The organism is Klebsiella sp. 141240 (assembly GCF_050600805.1).
Classification (GTDB): Bacteria; Pseudomonadota; Gammaproteobacteria; order Enterobacterales; family Enterobacteriaceae; genus Klebsiella; species Klebsiella aerogenes.
In genome coordinates this window covers 54,093-75,240 of record NZ_JAQIRK010000011.1, presented here as the reverse complement: position 1 = coordinate 75,240, position 21,148 = coordinate 54,093, and the positions used below count along the sequence as shown (strand labels likewise).

The 21,148-nt window shown below is 59.6% G+C and carries 21 protein-coding genes; 18 read left to right on the top strand and 3 right to left on the bottom strand.

What is annotated here, in order from left to right:
• Positions 1 to 60: 60 nt before the first annotated feature.
• The gene (locus PGQ95_RS18445; protein ID WP_087858240.1) at positions 61 to 885 is read right to left on the bottom strand and encodes an AraC family transcriptional regulator; all 825 of its coding nucleotides are present in this window, start codon (positions 883 to 885) and stop codon (positions 61 to 63) included.
• Between the two features lie 310 nt (positions 886 to 1,195).
• Between PGQ95_RS18445 and PGQ95_RS18440 the strand changes: the two genes are divergently transcribed.
• Genes PGQ95_RS18440 through PGQ95_RS18425 form a run of 4 tightly spaced genes read left to right on the top strand, consistent with a single transcriptional unit; the run spans position 1,196 to position 4,752 of the window.
• The gene (locus PGQ95_RS18440; protein WP_430918984.1) at positions 1,196 to 2,143 is read left to right on the top strand and encodes a 4-hydroxyproline epimerase; all 948 of its coding nucleotides are present in this window, start codon (positions 1,196 to 1,198) and stop codon (positions 2,141 to 2,143) included.
• Entirely contained in the window at positions 2,140 to 3,249 is a 1,110-nt protein-coding gene (locus tag PGQ95_RS18435; protein ID WP_430918982.1) for an NAD(P)/FAD-dependent oxidoreductase, read from the top strand. The genes PGQ95_RS18440 and PGQ95_RS18435 overlap by 4 nt, the downstream gene beginning before the upstream one ends.
• Positions 3,246 to 3,509 (top strand): (2Fe-2S)-binding protein, encoded by a 264-nt coding sequence (locus PGQ95_RS18430; protein ID WP_213317814.1) that lies wholly within the window; start codon positions 3,246 to 3,248, stop codon positions 3,507 to 3,509. Before PGQ95_RS18435 ends, PGQ95_RS18430 begins: the two co-directional genes overlap by 4 nt.
• Complete coding sequence (locus tag PGQ95_RS18425; RefSeq protein ID WP_430918980.1) at positions 3,490 to 4,752, top strand: FAD-dependent oxidoreductase; 1,263 nt, start codon at positions 3,490 to 3,492, stop codon at positions 4,750 to 4,752. The genes PGQ95_RS18430 and PGQ95_RS18425 overlap by 20 nt, the downstream gene beginning before the upstream one ends.
• A gap of 3 nt (positions 4,753 to 4,755) precedes the next feature.
• On the opposite strand, the gene hpaR is transcribed toward PGQ95_RS18425, so the two are convergent.
• Positions 4,756 to 5,196, bottom strand: coding sequence for a homoprotocatechuate degradation operon regulator HpaR (gene hpaR, locus PGQ95_RS18420; protein ID WP_045395485.1), 441 nt, complete (start codon positions 5,194 to 5,196; stop codon positions 4,756 to 4,758).
• Between the two features lie 287 nt (positions 5,197 to 5,483).
• Here hpaR and PGQ95_RS18415 point away from each other — a divergent pair, with 287 nt between their 5' ends.
• From PGQ95_RS18415 to yjiA, 14 genes are all read left to right on the top strand, one after another.
• Entirely contained in the window at positions 5,484 to 6,116 is a 633-nt protein-coding gene (locus PGQ95_RS18415; RefSeq protein ID WP_430918978.1) for a fumarylacetoacetate hydrolase family protein, read from the top strand.
• Complete coding sequence (locus PGQ95_RS18410) at positions 6,113 to 6,877, top strand: fumarylacetoacetate hydrolase family protein (protein ID WP_430918976.1); 765 nt, start codon at positions 6,113 to 6,115, stop codon at positions 6,875 to 6,877. The genes PGQ95_RS18415 and PGQ95_RS18410 overlap by 4 nt, the downstream gene beginning before the upstream one ends.
• Complete coding sequence (gene hpaE, locus PGQ95_RS18405) at positions 6,874 to 8,340, top strand: 5-carboxymethyl-2-hydroxymuconate semialdehyde dehydrogenase (RefSeq protein WP_009485357.1); 1,467 nt, start codon at positions 6,874 to 6,876, stop codon at positions 8,338 to 8,340. The genes PGQ95_RS18410 and hpaE overlap by 4 nt, the downstream gene beginning before the upstream one ends.
• Before the next feature lies 1 nt (position 8,341).
• On the top strand, positions 8,342 to 9,199 hold the full coding sequence (gene hpaD, locus PGQ95_RS18400) for a 3,4-dihydroxyphenylacetate 2,3-dioxygenase (RefSeq protein ID WP_009485358.1): 858 nt from the start codon (positions 8,342 to 8,344) through the stop codon (positions 9,197 to 9,199).
• 9 nt (positions 9,200 to 9,208) lie between these two features.
• Positions 9,209 to 9,589 carry a 5-carboxymethyl-2-hydroxymuconate Delta-isomerase gene (locus tag PGQ95_RS18395; RefSeq protein ID WP_213797743.1) on the top strand — a complete coding sequence of 127 codons (381 nt, stop codon included), beginning with the start codon at positions 9,209 to 9,211 and terminating at the stop codon, positions 9,587 to 9,589.
• Between the two features lie 108 nt (positions 9,590 to 9,697).
• Entirely contained in the window at positions 9,698 to 10,501 is an 804-nt protein-coding gene (gene hpaH / locus PGQ95_RS18390) for a 2-oxo-hept-4-ene-1,7-dioate hydratase (protein ID WP_002887487.1), read from the top strand.
• A 10-nt stretch (positions 10,502 to 10,511) separates the two neighbouring features.
• Positions 10,512 to 11,309 (top strand): 4-hydroxy-2-oxoheptanedioate aldolase, encoded by a 798-nt coding sequence (gene hpaI, locus PGQ95_RS18385; RefSeq protein ID WP_430918974.1) that lies wholly within the window; start codon positions 10,512 to 10,514, stop codon positions 11,307 to 11,309.
• A 21-nt stretch (positions 11,310 to 11,330) separates the two neighbouring features.
• Positions 11,331 to 12,689, top strand: a complete 1,359-nt coding sequence (gene hpaX / locus PGQ95_RS18380; RefSeq protein WP_430918972.1) for a 4-hydroxyphenylacetate permease — start codon at positions 11,331 to 11,333, stop codon at positions 12,687 to 12,689.
• 9 nt (positions 12,690 to 12,698) lie between these two features.
• Positions 12,699 to 13,589, top strand: a complete 891-nt coding sequence (gene hpaA, locus PGQ95_RS18375) for a 4-hydroxyphenylacetate catabolism regulatory protein HpaA (RefSeq protein WP_004182836.1) — start codon at positions 12,699 to 12,701, stop codon at positions 13,587 to 13,589.
• Positions 13,590 to 13,814: 225 nt separating this feature from the next.
• Positions 13,815 to 15,377: a 4-hydroxyphenylacetate 3-monooxygenase, oxygenase component gene (hpaB, locus tag PGQ95_RS18370; RefSeq protein ID WP_002887473.1), complete on the top strand. Its 1,563-nt coding sequence runs from the start codon at positions 13,815 to 13,817 to the stop codon at positions 15,375 to 15,377.
• Positions 15,378 to 15,396: 19 nt separating this feature from the next.
• Positions 15,397 to 15,909, top strand: a complete 513-nt coding sequence (locus PGQ95_RS18365; protein WP_002887467.1) for a 4-hydroxyphenylacetate 3-monooxygenase reductase subunit — start codon at positions 15,397 to 15,399, stop codon at positions 15,907 to 15,909.
• Between the two features lie 300 nt (positions 15,910 to 16,209).
• Positions 16,210 to 18,360, top strand: coding sequence for a carbon starvation CstA family protein (locus tag PGQ95_RS18360; protein ID WP_045395482.1), 2,151 nt, complete (start codon positions 16,210 to 16,212; stop codon positions 18,358 to 18,360).
• Positions 18,361 to 18,469: 109 nt separating this feature from the next.
• Positions 18,470 to 18,673 (top strand): YbdD/YjiX family protein, encoded by a 204-nt coding sequence (locus PGQ95_RS18355; protein WP_002887451.1) that lies wholly within the window; start codon positions 18,470 to 18,472, stop codon positions 18,671 to 18,673.
• An 11-nt stretch (positions 18,674 to 18,684) separates the two neighbouring features.
• A complete protein-coding gene (yjiA, locus tag PGQ95_RS18350; protein ID WP_087858253.1) occupies positions 18,685 to 19,641 on the top strand; it encodes a GTPase in 957 nt (318 codons plus the stop codon).
• 57 nt (positions 19,642 to 19,698) lie between these two features.
• Here the strand turns inward: yjiA and PGQ95_RS18345 are convergent, their stop codons facing one another.
• On the bottom strand, positions 19,699 to 21,069 hold the full coding sequence (locus PGQ95_RS18345; RefSeq protein ID WP_430918970.1) for an NAD-dependent succinate-semialdehyde dehydrogenase: 1,371 nt from the start codon (positions 21,067 to 21,069) through the stop codon (positions 19,699 to 19,701).
• Between the last annotated feature and the right edge of the window lie 79 nt (positions 21,070 to 21,148).

Here is a 21,148-nt window from a genome sequence, read left to right as displayed (position 1 = left end):
TCGGTTTTCCCTCAATACGATGACGAAATTAGCACAGTCGACAAAAGTGTGAGCCAGCGTTTATCCGAGCAGCGTGAGGCGAAAATCACGCGGCGTCGAGCCGGTCATGGCCTTGAACTGGCGGCTGAATGCGCTGTGATCGGTATACCCGCACTGCAAGGCGATATCGGTAATCGGCGTATCGCCGGCCAGCAGTTCGGTGGCTTTTTCCAGCCGCACTTTGTGGATCATCTGCCGCGGGGTGAGATGAAAGATCCGCTTGCAGTAGCGTTCGATCTGCGCAATCGACATTCCGCTTAAGGCGGTTAACTCTTCCATGGCGATCGGCCGGTGATAGTGGCGGCGAATATGATCGTCGACGATCGCCAGCCGCTGCCACGCCGGATGGCGGGCGTGGGCCTCCTGCAGATCGTGCGAGATCCCGGCCATGCCGATCACCTGGCCGCTGATATCGCGTAGCGCCAATTTCTGCGTCAGGCACCAGCCGCGCTCGCGGCCATTGTAGAGATGCATTTCCAGCTGATCGCGCAGGGTCACGCCTTCCCGCAACACCCGAAGATCCTGCTCGGTGTAACCCTGGCCCAGCGCGGAAGGAAAGACATCGGCGGAGGTTTTGCCCAGCAGCGAGGAGACGCTTTTGAAACCACAGCGGCGGGCCAGCGTCAGGTTCGCCAGCAGATAACGCGCTTGGCTATCTTTGATAAAAAAGACCACATTAGGAATAGCATTGAGCAGGGGCGCAATCAGCGCCAGCGCATTCAGCAGCGCCGGCATATTTTCCGGCCGCTGGCGCGCCAGCCCTTCGCAGATCTGGCTTAGCTCATCGACGGCCAGCTCAGGTTGGTTAACCGCGCGCGGCGGCGCCGCATCAGAAACACCGATCATAAGGCCTCCTCATGGTAAGTGACCGAAGGATATTTATTCACTTTCCGTTAACACCACAAGCAGCAAGCGCTGGATTTGCGATCCTGGATCCGCTTTACGCCTTCCCCTGATTTAGCCACTGGCGCAATGGTCACTTTCGGTTTACCACAGCATTAAGCAAATGATTAATAAGAAATAACTATGTGGAATAGAAATATACCGCGCTCAGTACTATGCAGATTTCGTCATTTTCTCTGACGAAAGCGCTCAAGCAGGTCGGGAAAGGTTGCGCCAGCATGATGAAACATGTTGTTAACTTTCGGAGAGCCTGATGACCGCGCCACGCCCCCCTATTACGCTGAGAGCTATTGATTCACACACCGGCGGCGAACCGACCCGCCTGATCGTTGACGGCTTCCCCGATCTCGGCGGCGGTAGCATGGCGGAACGCCGCGACCGCTTCGCCCGCGACTTCGACCATTGGCGTCAGGCGGCCATTCTCGAACCGCGCGGCAATGACGTACTGGTCGGCGCGCTGCTGTGCAAACCGGTCTCGGCAGCGGCTACCGCTGGCGTGATTTTCTTCAACAACGCCGGTTTTCTGAATATGTGCGGCCACGGCACCATCGGGCTTATCGCCTCGCTGGCCTGGCTTGGACGTCTCCAACCCGGCGTACATCTGATTGAAACGCCGGTCGGCGACGTAAGCGCCACGTTGCACGACGATGGCAGCGTATCGGTGCAAAACGTCCCGGCCCGCCGCTGGAAAAAACAGATCCGCGTTGAGACCGCGCTGGGTCCCGTCATCGGCGATATTGCCTGGGGCGGTAACTGGTTTTTCCTGATTAACGACCATCCATTCGCCATTACCCCCGAACATATTCCACAGCTCACCGACTACGCCTGGGCGGTGCGCGAGGGATTGGAGACGGCGGGGATCCGCGGCGACGACGGCGGCGTTATCGACCATATCGAACTCTTCGCCGATGACGATACCGCCGACAGCCGCAGCTTCGTGCTCTGTCCGGGAAAGGCCTGGGATCGCTCGCCATGCGGTACCGGCACCAGCGCCAAGCTGGCCTGTCTGGCGCAGGATGGCAAGCTGCAGCCGGGGGAAATTTGGCGTCAGGCCAGCATCATCGGCAGCCAGTTTACCGCCTGCTACCAGCGTACCGCTGAAGGCATCATCCCAACGATCCGCGGCGAAGCCTGGGTGTGCGGCGATAACCAATTGATCCTCAACCCTGACGATCCCTTCTGCTGGGGGATCGCGCCGTGAAGCAGTGTGATGTCATCGTGATCGGCGCCGGGATCATCGGCGCCGCCTGCGCGTGGCAGCTGGCGAAGCGGGGGCAGAGCGTGACGCTCATCGATAACGGTCAGCCCGGCGCCACGGCGGCCGGTATGGGCCATCTGGTGTGCATGGATGACGACCCCGCCGAGCTTACCTTGTCGGCGTGGTCGCTGGAACGCTGGCGCGCTATCACGCCGCGGATGCCCAACAATTGCGCCTGGCGCGGTTGCGGCACGCTGTGGCTGGCGGAAAGCGAAGAAGAGATGGCCGTGGCTGACGACAAACAGCGGCGGCTGGCCGGCTATCAGGTCCACAGCGAACTCCAGACCCCGCAGCAGATCGCCGGGCGCGAGCCGCTGCTTCGCGGCGGGCTGGCCGGCGGGCTATGGGTGCCAGGCGATGGTATCGTCTACGCGCCGAACGTCGCCCGCTGGCTGATAGCCGATGCCGGAGACCATCTCACCTGCCTGCGCGATAGCGCACAGACGATTGAAGAGCCGCAGGTGCTGCTCGCCAGCGGCCAACGGCTACAGGCGCGGGCGATCGTGGTGGCCTGCGGACTTGAAGCCAACGCGCTGTTAGCGGAAAACTGGCTGAGACCGAAAAAAGGCCAACTGGCGATTACCGATCGCTACCGGCCGCTAGTGCAGCACCAGCTGGTTGAACTGGGTTACGGCGCCAGCGCCCACGGCGGCGGCACCTCGGTGGCGTTTAACCTTCAGCCGCGGCCCACCGGCCAGCTGCTGATTGGCTCTTCGCGTCAGTTTGATAACCGCGAGCGCGAGTTGGATCTGCCCTTGCTGGCGCAGATGCTCGATCGCGCCCGCCATTTCGTACCAGCGCTGGCGACATTGAATATCATCCGCTGCTGGAGCGGCCTGCGCGCCGCCTCGCAGGATGGTAATCCGCTGATCGGCCCACACCCCACCCGCCGTGGCGTATGGTTAGCGCTGGGCCATGAAGGGCTGGGCGTCACCACCGCCCCAGGCACGGCAGAACTGCTGGCGGCGCAGATCCTCGATGAACGCTGCCCATTGGCTCCCGACGCCTGGCTCCCGGCTCGTTTGTCTCAACAGGAGGCGATTGCATGAATGCCACTCTCAACATCACCGTCGATGGCCAGCCTCTGACGGTGCCGGAAGGGATCAGCGTGGCGGCGGCGCTGGCGTTGACTGGCGATCCTACCACCCGCCAGGCGGTTAACGGCGAGCTCCGCGCGCCATTTTGCGGTATGGGCGTCTGCCAGGAGTGCCGGATAGCCGTCGATGGCCTACGGGTGCTGGCCTGCCAGACCTTGTGCCGGGCCGGTATGCAAATAGAAAGGAGCCGCTATGCAAACGCTGCGCTGTGACATTTTAATCCTCGGCGCCGGCCCCGCAGGGATGGCGGCCGCGCTCTCCGCCGCCGCCTGCGATAAACAGGTCATCATCCTCGACGATAACCCCGCCCCTGGCGGGCAAATCTGGCGTGCCGGTCCGCAGGCGACGCTACCCGACCTGGCCCGGCGCTACCGCCACGCCATCGCCGCATCTGCCGCCATCCTGGTGGTGAACGGCGCGCGGCTGATTGCCCGCCCCTCCGAGCACAGCGTGCTGTTTGAAACCGCCGACGGCGGCGGCGTGGTTCACTGGCAGAAACTGATCCTCTGCTGCGGCGCGCGCGAGCTGTCGCTGCCCTTTCCCGGCTGGACCTTACCCGGCGTGACCGGCGCGGGCGGCCTGCAGGCGCAAATCAAACAGGGCCTGTCACTGAAGGGAGAAAAAGTGGTGATTGCCGGCAGCGGTCCGCTACTGCTGGCGGTGGCGGATACGGTGAACAAGGCCGGAGGCGAAGTAACGAATATCATTGAGCAAGCGCCGCTCCCGGCGCTGCTACGCTTCGCCAGCGGGCTGTGGCGCTGGCCGCAGAAACTGCGCCAGTTAGCGACGCTGGCCCCGAAAGGCTATCTCAGCAACGCGCAGGCGATCCGCGCTCACGGCACAACGCGGCTGGAAGCGATTACGTTACGCCAGCGCGGCGTCGAGCGGACTATCGCCTGCGATCGGCTGGCTATCGGCTACGGGCTGATACCCAATATCGAGACGGCGCTGCTGTTCGGCTGCGCCACGGCGCAGGAGGCGATACAGGTTAACCGCTGGCAGCAGACCAGCATCGCGGATATCTACGCCGCCGGCGAGTGCACCGGTTTCGGCGGCAGCGAACTGGCGCTGGCGGAGGGCGAAATCGCCGGTTTTGCCGCCGCCGGGGCCAGCCATCAAGCGCAGGCGATTTTTGCCCGCCGCGCCCGCTGGCAGCGCTTCGCCGAAGCAATCAACCGTACCTTCCGGCTGAGGGAGTTCTTGAAAAACGCCGCGACGCCGGAAAGCCTGCTGTGCCGATGCGAAGATGTACGCTGCGGCGACGTTGACGCCGCCGGAGGCTGGCCGCAGGCCAAACTTAGCCTGCGCTGCGGAATGGGCGCCTGTCAGGGGCGCACCTGCGCCGCCAGCGCCCGCTGGTTGTACGGCTGGCCGCTACCGCAGCCAAGAGAACCGCTGGCCCCCGCCCGCGCGGAAACGCTTATTGCCCTCGCCCGGCCGAGCGCCGAGCCTTAACCGCTACTCTTCTTCATCACCGCGCGCGGCAGGGACGCCAAGCGCAATAAACTCCTCCAGCAGCGTGGTCAACTGGCGCATCTTCTCCGCCGTAAACTGCGCTTCTATCTGCCGGTAGGCCTCTTCCACCTGCGCCTGGGCGCTCTCATACAGCGCCAGCCCTGCGGGCGTCAGCGACAGGTAGAGCTTGCGCTGATCGTTGACCGGTTTTAAGCGCAGCACTAAACCGTCGCGCTCCATGCGCGTCAGAATCCCGGTCAGGCTGGGGCGCAAAATGCAGGCGCGCCAGGCCAGGTCGTGAAAATCCATCGATGGGTTTTCCGCAAGGATACGCACAATACGCCACTGCTGTTCGGTCAGGTTGTGGCGTTTAACGATCGGCCGGAAATGGCCCATCGCCGCTTCTCGCGCCTGCAGCAGCGCAATGGTTAATGAATCATGCATGGTATCCCCTCAACAACGCTCACCAAAACTTATTAACAATTTAATAATTAGCCATAATCCTGCCATGTACAACCGGTTTCTGCACCTGAAAAGTACCAGCCGCTATCAAAAATAAATATATGTAATTGATATAGAAGATATAAATAAAAAACATGTAAATATTGTGTTAATCCGATCACAAAACATTCACTTCTATTTGCCAAACCGGCGCGCAAAGAATAAAAGATGATCATTAACATATTAATGAAATCCCTTTGAATCCAAAATCAGTACCAGAGGAGTGGTGAATGAAAGGTACCATCTTCGCCGTTGCGCTCAATCATCGCAGCCAGCTCGACGCCTGGCGCGAAGCGTTTCAACAGGCCCCCTACAAGACGCCGCCGAAAACCGCGGTCTGGTTCATCAAACCCCGTAATACCGTGATTGGCGATGGCGAAGCCATTCCCCATCCGCAGGGCGAGACCGTACAAAGCGGCGCGACGGTGGCGCTGATTGTCGGCAAAACCGCACGTAAAGTGGCGACGGAAGAGGCGGCGAACTATATCGCCGGCTACGCGCTGGCTAACGACGTTAGCCTTCCGGAAGAGAGTTTTTATCGCCCGGCGATAAAAGCCAAATGCCGCGATGGCTTCTGCCCCATCGGCGCGCTGTCGGCGGTGCGCAATGTTGATGACCTGACCATCATCACCGAAATCAACGGCCGCGAAGCAGATAGCTGGCATACCGGCGATCTGCAGCGTAACGCCGCGCAGCTGCTTAGCGCCTTGAGCGAGTTCGCCACCCTCAATCCCGGCGACGCGATCCTTATCGGCACGCCCCACTCTCGCGTTACGCTGCGCCCCGGCGACCGCGTACGTATTCTCGCCGACGGTTTCCCGGCGCTCGAAAACCCGGTTGTCGCAGAAGGAGAGCTGGCATGAAACAGGCACGCATTGAATGGCAAGGACAGGTACGTGACGTGCTGGTCGATGAACGCGACCAGGTGCGCCTGCCCGATGGCACGGTATTGAAAGAAGGTGAATTCCGCTGGCTGCCGCCCGCCGACGGCACGCTGTTCGCGCTGGGGCTGAATTACGCCGATCACGCCAGCGAGCTGGAGTTTAAACCGCCAACCGAGCCTTTGGTATTCATCAAAGCGCCGAACACTTTTCTTGGCCACCAGCAGCAGTCGGTACGCCCGGATAACGTCGAATACATGCACTACGAAGCCGAACTGGTGGTGGTGATCGGGAAAACCGCGCGCCGCGTCAGCGAAGCCGAGGCTATGGATTATGTCGCTGGCTATACCGTGTGCAACGACTACGCGATCCGCGACTATCTGGAAAACTACTACCGCCCGAACCTGCGGGTGAAAAGCCGCGATACCCTGACGCCGATCGGCCCGTGGATCGTCGCCAAAGAGGCGATCCCGGCCCCGCATAATCTGGCCTTGCGCACCTGGGTCAACGGCGAACTGCGCCAGCAGGGCACCACCGCCGATCTGATCTTCAGCATCCCGTTCCTCATCGCTTATTTAAGCGAATTTATGACCCTGCAACCGGGCGACATGATCGCCACCGGCACGCCGAAAGGGCTATCCGATGTGGTGCCGGGCGACGAGGTGATCGTTGAAGTCGAGGGCGTGGGCCGCCTGGTCAACCATATCATCAGCCAGCAAGCGTATGAGGAGACACTGTCATGAAAAAGATTAACCATTGGATCAACGGTAAAAACGTTGCCGGCGCAGACTATTTTCATACCACCAACCCGGCCACCGGCGAGGTACTGGCTGAAGTCGCCTCCGGCGGTGAAGCCGAAATCAACCAGGCGGTAGCGGCGGCGAAAGAGGCCTTCCCGAAGTGGGCTAACCTGCCGATGAAAGAGCGCGCGCGCCTGATGCGCCGCCTGGGGGATCTGATCGATCAGAACGTCCCGGAGATCGCAGCGATGGAAACCGCCGATACCGGCCTGCCGATCCACCAGACCAAAAACGTGCTGATCCCGCGGGCGTCGCATAACTTCGAATTTTTCGCCGAAGTGTGCCAGCAGATGAACGGCAAGACCTATCCGGTCGACGACAAGATGCTTAACTACACCCTCGTGCAGCCGGTTGGCGTCTGCGCACTGGTGTCGCCGTGGAACGTGCCGTTTATGACCGCCACCTGGAAGGTGGCGCCATGCCTGGCGCTGGGCAATACCGCGGTGCTGAAAATGTCCGAACTGTCGCCGCTGACCGCCGATCGTCTGGGCGAGCTGGCGCTGGAGGCCGGGATCCCGGCAGGCGTGCTCAACGTGGTGCAGGGCTATGGCGCCACCGCTGGCGACGCGCTGGTACGCCATCATGATGTGCGCGCCGTCTCCTTCACCGGCGGCACCGCCACCGGGCGCAACATCATGAAGAACGCCGGCCTGAAAAAGTACTCCATGGAGCTCGGCGGAAAATCGCCGGTGCTGATTTTTGAAGACGCCGATATTGAGCGCGCGCTCGACGCCGCGCTGTTCACTATCTTCTCGATCAACGGCGAACGCTGCACCGCCGGTTCGCGTATTTTCATTCAGCAGAGTATTTATCCGGAGTTCGTTAAGCGTTTCGCCGAGCGCGCCAACCGCCTGCGCGTAGGCGATCCGACCGATCCGAATACCCAGGTCGGCGCGCTGATTAGCAAACAGCACTGGGAGAAAGTGTCCGGCTACATTCGCCTCGGCATCGAAGAGGGCGCCACCCTGCTGGCCGGCGGCGCGGATAAACCGTCCGACCTGCCGGCGCATCTGAAATCCGGCAACTTCCTGCGCCCGACGGTACTGGCGGATGTCGACAACCGCATGCGCGTCGCCCAGGAAGAGATTTTTGGCCCGGTCGCCTGCCTGCTGCCGTTCAAAGACGAAGCGGAAGGGCTGCGTCTGGCCAACGATGTAGAATACGGTCTGGCGTCGTACATCTGGACCCAGGACGTCAGCAAAGTGCTGCGCCTGGCGCGCGGTATTGAAGCCGGAATGGTGTTCGTCAACACCCAGAACGTGCGCGACCTGCGTCAGCCGTTCGGCGGCGTGAAGGCCTCCGGCACCGGCCGCGAAGGCGGCGAGTACAGCTTTGAAGTGTTCGCCGAAATGAAGAACGTCTGCATCTCGATGGGCGACCATCCGATCCCGAAATGGGGAGTCTGATATGGGTAAGTTAGCGTTAGCAGCAAAAATCACTCACGTGCCGTCGATGTATCTGTCTGAGCTGCCGGGGAAAAACCACGGCTGCCGTCAGGGCGCGATCGACGGGCATAAAGAAATTGGCAAGCGCTGCCGTGAAATGGGCGTCGATACCATCATCGTGTTCGATACCCACTGGCTGGTCAACAGCGCCTATCACATCAACTGTGCCGACCATTTTCAGGGCGTCTACACCAGTAACGAACTGCCGCATTTTATTCGCGACATGACCTACGACTACGACGGCAACCCGGAGCTGGGCCACCTGATTGCCGACGAGGCCGTCAAGCTTGGCGTACGCGCCAAAGCGCACAATATTCCGAGCCTGAAGCTGGAGTACGGCACCCTGGTGCCGATGCGCTACATGAATAGCGATAAGCATTTCAAAGTGGTATCCATTTCCGCCTTCTGTACCGTTCACGATTTTGCCGACAGCCGCAAGCTGGGCGAGGCCATCCTCAAGGCCATCGACAAATATGACGGCACCGTGGCGGTGCTGGCCAGCGGTTCGCTGTCGCATCGCTTTATCGACGACCAGCGCGCCGAAGAGGGGATGAACAGCTATACCCGCGAGTTTGATCATCAGATGGATGAGCGCGTGGTGAAACTGTGGCGCGAAGGCAAATTCAAAGAGTTCTGCACCATGCTGCCGGAGTACGCCGACTACTGCTACGGCGAAGGCAACATGCACGACACGGTGATGCTGCTCGGTCTGCTGGGTTGGGATAAATACGACGGCAAGGTGGAGTTTATCACCGAGCTATTCGCCAGTTCCGGTACCGGCCAGGTGAACGCCGTGTTCCCACTGCCGGCGCAGGCGTAAGGAGGCCGTATGCCGCATTTTATCGCCGAGTGTAGCGACAATATCCGCGAACAGGCCGATTTACCGGGCCTGTTCGCCAAAGTCAACGAGGCGCTGGCCGCCACCGGCATCTTTCCGATTGGCGGTATTCGTAGCCGCGCCCACTGGCTGGATACCTGGCAGATGGCCGACGGCAAGCAGGATTACGCCTTCGTGCATATGACCCTGAAGATCGGCGCCGGACGTAGCCTGGAGAGCCGTCAGGAGGTGGGCGAAATGCTGTTCGCGCTGATTAAAGCCCACTTTGCCGCGCTGATGGAGAGCCGCTATCTGGCACTGTCGTTCGCCATGGAAGAGCTCGACCCGACGCTGAACTACAAACAAAACAACGTGCACGCGTTATTTAAATAACGTGCAAATTGCCCGGTGGCGCTGCGCTTACCGGGCCTACAACGGCCATGAATTTGTAGGCCGGATAAGCGAAGCGCCATCCGGCAATACAATGCCACAGGAATCACTATGCTCGATAAACAGACCCGAACCCTGATTGCCCAGCGGCTGAACCAGGCCGAAAAACAGCGTGAACAGATCCGCGCGATCTCGCTGGATTATCCGTCGATCACCATTGAGGACGCCTACGCCGTCCAGCGCGAGTGGGTCGAGATGAAGATCGCCGAAGGCCGCGTGCTCAAAGGTCATAAGATTGGCCTGACCTCTAAAGCGATGCAGGCCAGTTCGCAGATCAGCGAACCGGACTACGGCGCGCTGCTCGACGATATGTTCTTTCACGACGGCAGCGATATTCCCACCGACCGCTTTATCGTGCCGCGTATTGAAGTCGAGCTGGCCTTCGTGCTGGCCAAACCGCTGCGCGGCCCGAACTGCACGCTGTTTGATGTTTACAACGCCACCGACTACGTCATCCCGGCGCTGGAACTTATCGACGCGCGTTGCCACAACATCGACCCGGAAACCCAGCGCCCGCGCAAAGTGTTCGACACCATCTCCGACAACGCCGCCAACGCCGGGGTGATCCTCGGCGGCCGGCCGATTAAACCAGATGAGCTCGACCTGCGCTGGATCTCCGCCCTGCTGTATCGCAACGGCGTGATTGAAGAGACCGGCGTCGCCGCGGGCGTGCTCAATCATCCGGCCAACGGCGTGGCCTGGCTGGCCAACAAACTGGCACCGTACGATGTCCAGCTCGAGGCCGGGCAAATCATCCTCGGCGGCTCCTTCACCCGCCCGGTCCCGGCGCGCAAGGGTGATACCTTCCACGTCGACTACGGCAACATGGGCGCCATCAGCTGCCGCTTTGTTTGAGGAGAGCAACATGAACAACGCATTTAAAGAGGCGCTCAAGGCCGGGCGTCCGCAAATCGGCCTGTGGCTTGGGCTGTGCAGCAGCTACAGCGCCGAACTGCTGGCCGGCGCGGGCTTCGACTGGCTGCTGATCGACGGCGAACACGCGCCCAACAATGTACAAACGGTGCTGACCCAGCTTCAGGCCATTGCGCCCTACCCCAGCCAGCCGGTGGTGCGTCCGTCGTGGAACGATCCGGTACAAATCAAACAGCTGCTGGATGTCGGCGCGCAAACCCTGCTGGTGCCAATGGTGCAGAACGCCGACGAGGCGCGGCTGGCGGTAAAAGCCACCCGCTACCCGCCTGCCGGCATCCGCGGTGTCGGCAGCGCGCTGGCCCGCGCCTCGCGCTGGAATCGCGTCCCGGATTATATCCACCGGGCCAATGACGCCATGTGCGTACTGGTGCAGATTGAGACCCGCGAAGCGCTGAAAAATCTGCCGCAGATCCTCGATGTCGAAGGGGTGGATGGCGTGTTTATCGGCCCGGCGGATCTGAGCGCTGATATGGGCCACGGCGGCAACCCACAACACCCGGAAGTGCAGGCCGCCATTGAAGATGCCATCCAGCAAATCCGCCAGGCCGGAAAGGCGCCGGGGATCCTGATGGCCAATGAACAGCTGGCGAAACGCTATCTCGAACTGGGCGCGCTGTTCGTCGCCGTCGGCGTCGATACCACCCTGCTGGCCCGCGGCGCAGAAGCGCTGGCGGCCCGTTTTACCCACACCGCAACCACCACAACCGATAACAATAAATCCGTCTATTGAACGGATAATGTGGAGCGCAACATGACTACCTCTACCCTGCAACACAATGATAATAAAGCCGTTGAAGTAGAAAACCGGGTGATCAAAAAGCTGTTCCGCCGCCTGATTACCTTCCTGTTTGTTCTCTTTGTTTTCTCATTTTTGGATCGCATTAATATCGGCTTCGCCGGCCTGACGATGGGTAAAGATATCGGCCTGACCTCCACCATGTTCGGCCTGGCGGCGACGCTGTTCTACGTCACCTACGTGCTGTGCGGGATCCCCAGCAATATCATGCTGGCGAAAGTTGGCGCGCGCCGTTGGATCGCCGGGATCATGGTGGTCTGGGGGATCGCCTCGACCTGTACCATGTTCGCCACCAGCCCGCATACGCTATACATCCTGCGCATGCTGGTCGGCATCGCCGAGGCCGGTTTTCTGCCGGGGATCCTCGTCTATCTGACCTGGTGGTTCCCGGCCTACCATCGCGCCCGCGCCAACGCCCTGTTTATGATCGCCATGCCGGTGACCATGATGCTCGGCTCGATACTTTCCGGCTATATTCTGGCGCTCGACGGCCTGTGGAACCTGAAGGGCTGGCAGTGGCTGTTTCTGCTGGAAGGCCTGCCGTCGGTGGTGCTCGGCGTCGTCACCTGGTTCTTCCTCAACGACACGCCGGATAAAGCCAACTGGCTGGATAATGAAGAGAAACAGGCGCTGAAGGCGATGATCGATCGCGAACGGGAACATGCGGCGATCGTCCCGGCTTCGCCGCGTTCCACGCTGCGCGAAGTACTGACGCCAGCGGTGCTGATGTATACCCTCGCCTACTTCTGCCTGACCAATACCCTCAGCGCCATTAATATCTGGACGCCGCAGATCCTGCAGAGCTTCAACACCGGCAGTAGCAACATCATGATTGGCCTGCTGGCGGCGATCCCGCAGTTCTGCACCATTTTCGGCATGATCTGGTGGAGCCGCCGCTCCGACCGGCGCAAAGAGCGCAAGATGCATACCATCCTGCCCTACCTGTTCGCCGCGGCGGGTTGGCTGCTGGCTTCGGCAACGCACCACAGTCTGATCCAGCTGATCGGCATTATTATGGCTTCGGTGGGATCTTTTACCGCGATGGCCATTTTCTGGACCACCCCGGATCGGGTGATCAGCCTGCAGTCGCGCGCGGTAGCGCTGGCGGTGATCAACGCCATCGGCAACGTCGGCTCTGCCGTCAGCCCGCTGTTGATCGGCATTTTGCGCGATACCACCGGCAGCTTTAGCTCCGGGCTGTGGTTTGTCGCCGGGCTGCTGATCGTCGGCGCGCTGGTGCTCACCCGCATTCCGATGAGCCAGCGTGAGGACGCTGCCGCCGCGCCGGGCTTAGCGGCGCAAAAAGGCCACTAAGGAGCGGGTATGTGCCAGCATTCAATCGCCAACATCGACATCAATAAAGATTACGACGAGAGTCTGGGCACCGAAGAGGTGCACTATCAGTCGTTTGCCCGCATGGCGGCCTTTTTTGGCCGCGACATGCAGGCGCATCGCCACGACCGTTATTTTCAGATGCACTTTCTTGATACCGGACAGATTGAGCTACAGCTTGATGACCACCGCTATTCGGTGCAGGCGCCGCTGTTTGTGATAACGCCGCCTTCGGTGCCGCACGCCTTTATTACCGAGTCCGATAGCGATGGTCACGTGTTGACGGTGCACGAAGAACTCATCTGGCCGCTGCTGGAGGTGCTTTATCCCGGCACGCGGGAGACCTTCGGCCTGCCGGGGATCTGCCTGTCGCTGGCGGATAAACCTGACGAGCTGGCGGCGCTGGCGCACTACTGGCAGCTGATTCGCCGTGAATCCACCGCTCAGTTGCCGGGGCGCGAGCATACCCTGGCGCTGCTGGCGCAGGCGGTATTTACCCTGCTGCTGCGCAACGCCAGGCTCGACGATCATGCCGCCAGCGGGATGCGCGGCGAGCTGAAATTATTCCAGCGCTTTAACCAGATGATCGACAGCCACTTTCATCAGCACTGGACGGTACCGGATTACGCCAACGAGCTGCATCTGACCGAATCGCGGTTGACCGACATCTGCCGCCGCTTCGCCAACCGCCCGCCGAAGCGGCTGATATTCGACCGCCAGCTACGCGAGGCTAAGCGGCTGCTGCTGTTTTCCGATAGCGCGGTCAATGAGATAGCCTGGCAGTTGGGGTTTAAAGATCCCGCTTATTTTGCGCGCTTTTTTAGCCGCCAGGTCGGCTGCTCGCCCAGCAGCTACCGGGCGCAAAAAGTACCGGTGTCGTAATTCCCCGGTGGCGCTGCGCTTGCCGGAGCTACGGTCCATAGGGCCAGTTAGCGCCGCGCCACCCGCCAAAAGCTGCAGAGATCACAAAATTTACTCCCGCCTGAAAAGTACCCGCCGTTGTCGCAAACGTCCCTTCACGACAAGCGCAATAACCGCTTCAATTAAACAACAAAAACAAAACATATATTTAACATTATTATTCCGATAAATACTGAAGAGGCCCCTATGAAACCTGAAGATTTCCGCGCCGACGCGAAGCGCCCGTTAACTGGCGAAGAGTATTTAAAAAGCCTGCAGGATGGCCGCGAAATTTATATCTACGGCGAGCGCGTGAAGGATGTCACTACGCACCCGGCTTTCCGTAATGCCGCGGCTTCTGTCGCTCAGCTGTACGATGCGCTGCACAAACCGGAGATGCAGGATTCCCTGTGCTGGGGCACCGATACCGGTAGCGGCGGCTACACCCATAAATTCTTCCGCGTGGCGAAAAGCGCCGACGACCTGCGCCAGCAGCGCGACGCCATCGCCGAGTGGTCGCGCTTAAGCTACGGCTGGATGGGCCGCACCCCGGACTATAAAGCCGCCTTCGGCTGCGCGCTGGGCGCCAACCCGGCGTTTTACGGCCAGTTCGAGCAGAACGCCCGCAACTGGTACACCCGCATTCAGGAAACCGGCCTGTACTTTAACCACGCTATCGTCAACCCGCCGATCGACCGCCACAAGCCGGCTGATGAAGTGAAGGATGTCTACATCAAGCTGGAAAAAGAGACCGATGCCGGGATCATCGTCAGCGGCGCGAAAGTGGTCGCCACCAACTCGGCGCTGACCCACTACAACATGATCGGTTTCGGCTCCGCACAGGTGATGGGCGAGAACCCGGACTTCGCGCTGATGTTCGTCGCGCCGATGGATGCCGAAGGCGTCAAGCTTATCTCCCGCGCCTCCTATGAAATGGTCGCCGGCGCGACCGGATCCCCGTACGACTATCCGCTTTCCAGCCGTTTCGACGAGAACGACGCGATTCTGGTAATGGATAAGGTACTGATCCCATGGGAGAACGTGCTGATTTATCGCGACTTTGACCGCTGCCGCCGCTGGACGATGGAAGGGGGTTTCGCCCGCATGTACCCGCTGCAGGCCTGCGTGCGCCTGGCGGTAAAACTGGACTTTATCACTGCCCTGCTGAAGCGTTCTCTGGAATGTACCGGCACCCTCGAATTCCGCGGCGTACAGGCCGACCTCGGCGAAGTGGTGGCGTGGCGCAACATGTTCTGGGCGTTAAGCGATTCCATGTGCTCGGAAGCGACGCCGTGGGTCAACGGCGCATGGCTGCCGGATCACGCCGCGCTGCAGACCTACCGCGTAATGGCGCCGATGGCCTACGCCAAGATCAAGAACATCATCGAGCGTAACGTCACCAGCGGCCTGATTTATCTGCCGTCCAGCGCTCGCGATCTGAACAACCCGCAGATCGACCAGTATCTGGCGAAATACGTGCGCGGCTCCAACGGTATGGATCACGTTGAACGTATCAAGATCCTCAAACTGATGTGGGACGCGATCGGCAGCGAATTCGGCGGTCGTCATGAACTGTATGAGATCAACTACTCCGGTAGCCAGGATGAAATTCGCCTGCAGTGTCTGCGTCAGGCGCAGAGCTCCGGCAATATGGACAAAATGATGGCAATGGTCGACCGCTGCCTGTCCGAGTACGACCAGAACGGCTGGACGGTGCCGCATCTGCACAATAACGCTGATATCAACATGTTGGATAAGCTGCTGAAGTAATTCACAGCGGGAGGTCATAATGCAATTAGATGAACAACGCCTGCGTTTTCGCGATGCCATGGCCAGCCTGTCGGCGGCGGTTAACGTTGTCACCACCGCAGGCGAAGCAGGCCGCTGCGGCATTACCGCCACGGCGGTTTGCTCGGTGACGGATACGCCGCCATCGGTAATGGTTTGTATCAACGCCAACAGCGCGATGAACCCGGTCTTTCAGGGCAACGGCAAGTTGTGCATCAACGTGCTGAACCACGAGCAGGAAATCATGGCCCGTCACTTCGCCGGGATGACCGGGGTGACGATGGAAGAGCGGTTTGCCCTCAGCGGCTGGCAGCAGGGCGCGCTCGGGCAGCCGGTGCTGAAAGGCTCGCTGGCCAGCCTCGAAGGCGAGATAAGCCAGGTGCAAACCATTGGTACCCACCTGGTTTATCTGGTGGAGATCCGCAATATTACCCTGAGCCCGCAAGGGCACGGCCTGATTTACTTTAAACGCCGTTTCCATCCGGTGATGATGGAAATGGAAGTCGCGGTGTAATGGCCTCGTCAGCTCCTCTCCGCCAGGGGAGGAGCCTTATCTTACATGACCATCTTCCCGGTCATAATACCCTGTGATCTCAATCACATATTTATCTCCTGTTCACTTCATAGCCAACCGCTTACCCCAGCTAGCGACCGCTTAACCCCCCATACAACCACTCACTCATTTACCCAACTTTACGCGCGCGCAGTTCTGGCAAGATCGACGTTAGCCTAGCTAATCAATACCTCAACCAACCCAAACACAAAACCAGACGGCTTCGGCCAATTATTAATCTAATTAACGCCAGGTTTTACTATGGATACCAAAAAACTACTCAAGCACATACCCTGGGTGATTCTTGGAATCATCGGGGCATTTTGCCTCTCAGTCGTCGCGTTGCGCCGCGGTGAGCACGTCAGTGCGCTGTGGATCGTCGTCGCGTCGGTTTCCGTGTACCTCGTCGCCTACCGTTATTACAGCCTGTATATCGCGCAGAAGGTGATGAAGCTTGACCCAACGCGCGCGACGCCGGCGGTCATTAATAACGATGGCCTGAACTACGTGCCAACCAACCGCTACGTGCTGTTCGGCCACCACTTCGCCGCTATTGCCGGCGCCGGCCCGCTGGTCGGCCCGGTACTGGCCGCGCAGATGGGCTATCTGCCGGGCACCCTGTGGCTACTGGCCGGCGTGGTGCTGGCGGGCGCGGTACAGGACTTCATGGTGCTGTTTATCTCCTCGCGGCGCAACGGCGCCTCGCTGGGCGAGATGATTAAACAGGAGATGGGGCCGGTACCGGGGTCTATCGCCCTGTTCGGCTGCTTCCTGATTATGATCATCATCCTCGCGGTGCTGGCGCTCATCGTGGTGAAAGCGCTGGCGGAGAGCCCGTGGGGCGTCTTTACCGTCTGCTCGACGGTGCCTATCGCGCTGTTTATGGGTATTTATATGCGCTTCCTGCGCCCTGGCCGCGTCGGTGAAGTCTCGGTTATCGGTATCGTGCTGCTGGTGGCGTCTATCTGGTTTGGCGGCATCATTGCCCACGACCCGTACTGGGGCCCGGCGCTGACCTTTAAAGACACCACCATCACCTTTACCCTGATTGGCTACGCGTTTATCTCCGCGCTGCTGCCGGTATGGCTGATTCTGGCGCCGCGTGACTATCTGGCCACTTTCCTGAAAATCGGCGTGATCGTCGGCCTGGCGCTGGGGATCGTTATCCTCAACCCGGACCTGAAAATGCCGGCAGTGACCCAGTACATTGATGGTACCGGCCCGCTGTGGAAAGGCGCGCTGTTCCCGTTCCTGTTTATCACCATCGCCTGCGGCGCGGTCTCCGGCTTCCACGCGCTGATCGCCTCCGGTACCACGCCGAAGCTGCTGGCCAACGAAACCGACGCCCGCTTTATCGGCTACGGCGCGATGCTGATGGAGTCGTTCGTCGCCATCATGGCGCTGGTCGCGGCATCAATTATCGAACCGGGTCTCTACTTCGCGATGAATACCCCGCCGGCAGGCCTTGGCATCGTCATGCCGAACCTGCACGAAATGGGCGGTGAAAACGCGGCGATGATCGCTGCGCAGCTGAAAGAAGTGACCGTCCACGCGGCGGCTACCGTCAGCTCCTGGGGCTTCGTAATTTCACCAGAGCAGATCCTGCAGACGGCGAAAGATATCGGCGAACCTTCAGTACTGAACCGCGCCGGCGGCGCGCCGACGCTGGCCGTCGGTATCGCTCACGTGTTCCACAAAATCATCCCGATGGCGGATATGGGCTTCTGGTACCACTTCGGTATCCTGTTTGAAGCGCTGTTTATCCTCACCGCGCTGGATGCCGGTACCCGCGCAGGCCGCTTTATGCTGCAGGATCTGTTGGGTAACTTCGTGCCGTTCCTGAAAAAAACCGACTCGCTGGTCGCCGGTATTATCGGTACCGCCGGCTGCGTCGGCCTGTGGGGTTACCTGCTGTATCAGGGCGTGGTCGACCCGCTGGGCGGCGTGAAGAGCCTGTGGCCGCTGTTCGGTATTTCTAACCAGATGCTGGCCGCGGTGGCGCTGGTGCTCGGCACGGTGGTGCTGATCAAAATGCAGCGCACCAAATATATCTGGGTTACCGTTATTCCGGCTGCGTGGCTGCTGCTGTGCACCACCTGGGCGCTGGGTCTGAAACTGTTCAGCACCAACCCGCAGATGGAAGGCTTCTTCTTTATGGCTCAGCAGTATAAAGAGAAGATTGCCGCCGGCGGCGAGCTGACCGCGCAGCAGGTCGCTAACATGAACCATATCGTGGTTAACAACTACACCAACGCCGGCCTGAGCATCCTGTTCCTGGTGGTGGTGTACAGCATCATCTTCTACGGCATCAAAACCTGGCTCAATGTCCGCAACAATAAGGTGCGTACCGACAAAGAGACTCCGTACGTGCCGGTACCGGAAGGCGGCGTGAAAACCTCGTCACATCATTAACCCTGATGCCGGATAGCGCTACGCTTATCCGGCCTACCAAAAACGCATTAACGTAGGCCGGATAAGGCGCGAGTCGCCATCCGGCTTTATTCGTTATCTGGAACTTACAATGTTTGGTAACTTAGGTCAGGCAAAAAAATATCTCGGTCAGGCGGCGAAAATGCTGATCGGCATTCCGGATTACGACAACTACGTCACCCATATGCAAACCAACCATCCGGATCAGCCGTACATGACTTATGAAGAATTCTTCCGCGAACGCCAGCAGGCCCGCTACGGCGGCGACGGCAAAGGCGGCGTACGCTGCTGTTAATGGAGGCAATAATGGCACCGATTGCAGTCACCCTATTAACCGGTTTTCTCGGCGCAGGAAAAACCACCCTGCTGCGCCATATTCTTAACGAGCAGCACGGTTTCAAAATCGCCGTGATTGAAAATGAATTTGGCGAAGTGTCCGTTGACGATCAGCTGATCGGCGACCGCGCCACGCAGATTAAAACCCTGACCAACGGCTGTATTTGCTGCACGCGCTCCAACGAACTGGAAGATGCCCTGCTCGATCTGCTCGACAGCCGCGATCGCGGCGAGATTGCCTTCGACCGACTGGTGATTGAGTGCACCGGCATGGCCGACCCGGGGCCGATTATTCAGACCTTTTTCTCCCATGAGGTGCTTTGCGAACGCTATCTGCTGGACGGCGTGATCGCCCTGGTTGACGCCGTCCATGCCGACCAGCAGATGGATCAGTTCACCATTGCCCAGTCGCAGGTCGGCTACGCGGACCGGATTCTGTTAACCAAAACCGATGTCGCCGGCGACAGCGAAAAGCTGCGCGAACGGCTGGCGCGCATCAACGCGCGGGCGCCGATTTATACCGTCATCCACGGCGATATCGATTTAAGCCTGCTCTTTAATACCAGCGGTTTTATGCTGGAAGAGAAGGTCGTAAGCGCCACACCGCGCTTTCATTTTGTGGCAGAAAAACAGAACGACGTCTCGTCGATTGTGGTCGAACTCGACTATCCGGTGGATATCAGTGAAGTCTCACGGGTGATGGAAAACCTGCTGCTCTCCTTCGCCGAGCAACTGATGCGCTATAAAGGCATGCTGTGGATCGACGGCGAGCCAAATCGCCTGCTGTTCCAGGGCGTGCAGCGCCTCTACAGCGCCGACTGGGATCGCCCGTGGGGCGATGAAACGCCGCACAGCACGCTGGTGTTTATCGGCATTCAGCTGCCGGAAGAGGAAATCCGCGCCGCGTTTGCCGGGCTTCGTAAATAGCCGACGCAAGGAAGTATCCCTCCCCCAATGGGAGAGGGATACTTCATGATGGGTGGTTTAGCGGCGAACGACCACCAGCTTCTGATTCACAAACTCTTTGATACCTAGGTCGGAAAGCTCACGGCCAAACCCGGAGCGCTTCACGCCGCCAAAAGGCAGCTCCGGCGCGGTATCCGTTAACCAGTTGATATAGACCATTCCAGTCTCAATCCCCGAAGCCATGCGCTTCGCCCGCTCAATGTCCTGACTGAACACCGCGCCGCCCAGGCCGTAGTGAGAGTCGTTGGCGAGCGCAATCGCCTCATCATCGTCTTTCACCACGTAAATCTGCGCCACCGGGCCAAAGAACTCCTCGAAGTACGCCGGGTTATCACGGGTAATTCCCGTCAGAATGGTGGGTTCATAGAAGTTGCCTTCGCCGGAAACCGGCTTGCCGCCAAGGTGTAATTTGGCGCCATGCTTCACCGCCTCGTCGACCTGCTTGCTTAAGGTTTCCAGCGCATCTTTCGAGGAAAGTGGGCCAAGCGTAGTGCTTTCATCCAGCGGATCGCCGATCTTCACCTGGCGGAAGGCATCGCTAAATTTGGTCAGGAACGACTCGGCGATCTTTTCATGCAAAATAAAGCGCTTAGCGGCGGTGCAAACCTGCCCGGCGTTGTTCAGCCGCGCCTGTACGCCAATTTTCACCGCGCGTTCCAGGTCGGCATCGTCGAGCACTACAAACACATCGTTGCCGCCCAGCTCCAGCGTCGCTTTCTTGATATGCTTCGCCGCCTGCGACGCCACGATGCCGCCCGCTTTTTCCGAGCCGGTCAGCGCCACGCCCTGCACCCGGTCATCCGCGATAATTTTCGCTACCTGATCCTGAGAGATAAACAAGTTGGTCCACGCCCCTTCCGGCGCGCCAGCCTCGCGCACCAGATGCGCGAAGGTCTCGGCGCAGTGCGGAACGATGCTGGCATGCTTGGCAATCACCGGGTTACCGGCCGCCAGATTTGGCGCCAGCACGCGCATTAACTGGTAATAGGGGAAGTTCCACGGCTCCACCGCCATCAAGACGCCGATGGGATGATGCTCAACCCAAGCTTCGCCAAGCTCGGAGGGATACTTCACCGGCGCCAGGAACCGTTCGGCGTTGTCGGCATAATAGCGGGCGATCTGCGCACAGAGTTTGACCTCGCCGCGGCTCTGTTTAATGAGTTTGCCCATCTCCTGGCTGGCGATTTTCGCCAGCTCCTCCGCCCGGCTGTCGATAAGGTCGGCCAGCTTATGCAGCACCGGCAGACGCTGCGCAATATCGCCTTTCGCCCACGCAGAATGATAAAGCGCATTTGCCTGCTGCAGCGCCGCCTCCACGTCAGCATCGCTGTGTGCGGGATAGCTTTTAATAAGCTGATTATTCGCAGGATTCACTGTCTGATAAGCCATATCGCATGTCTCCTTGTTATCGCTATTAATGCAGTCAAAAATGCCGCTAAGGATATTAAGGGTAGTCGAGATAGCTGGC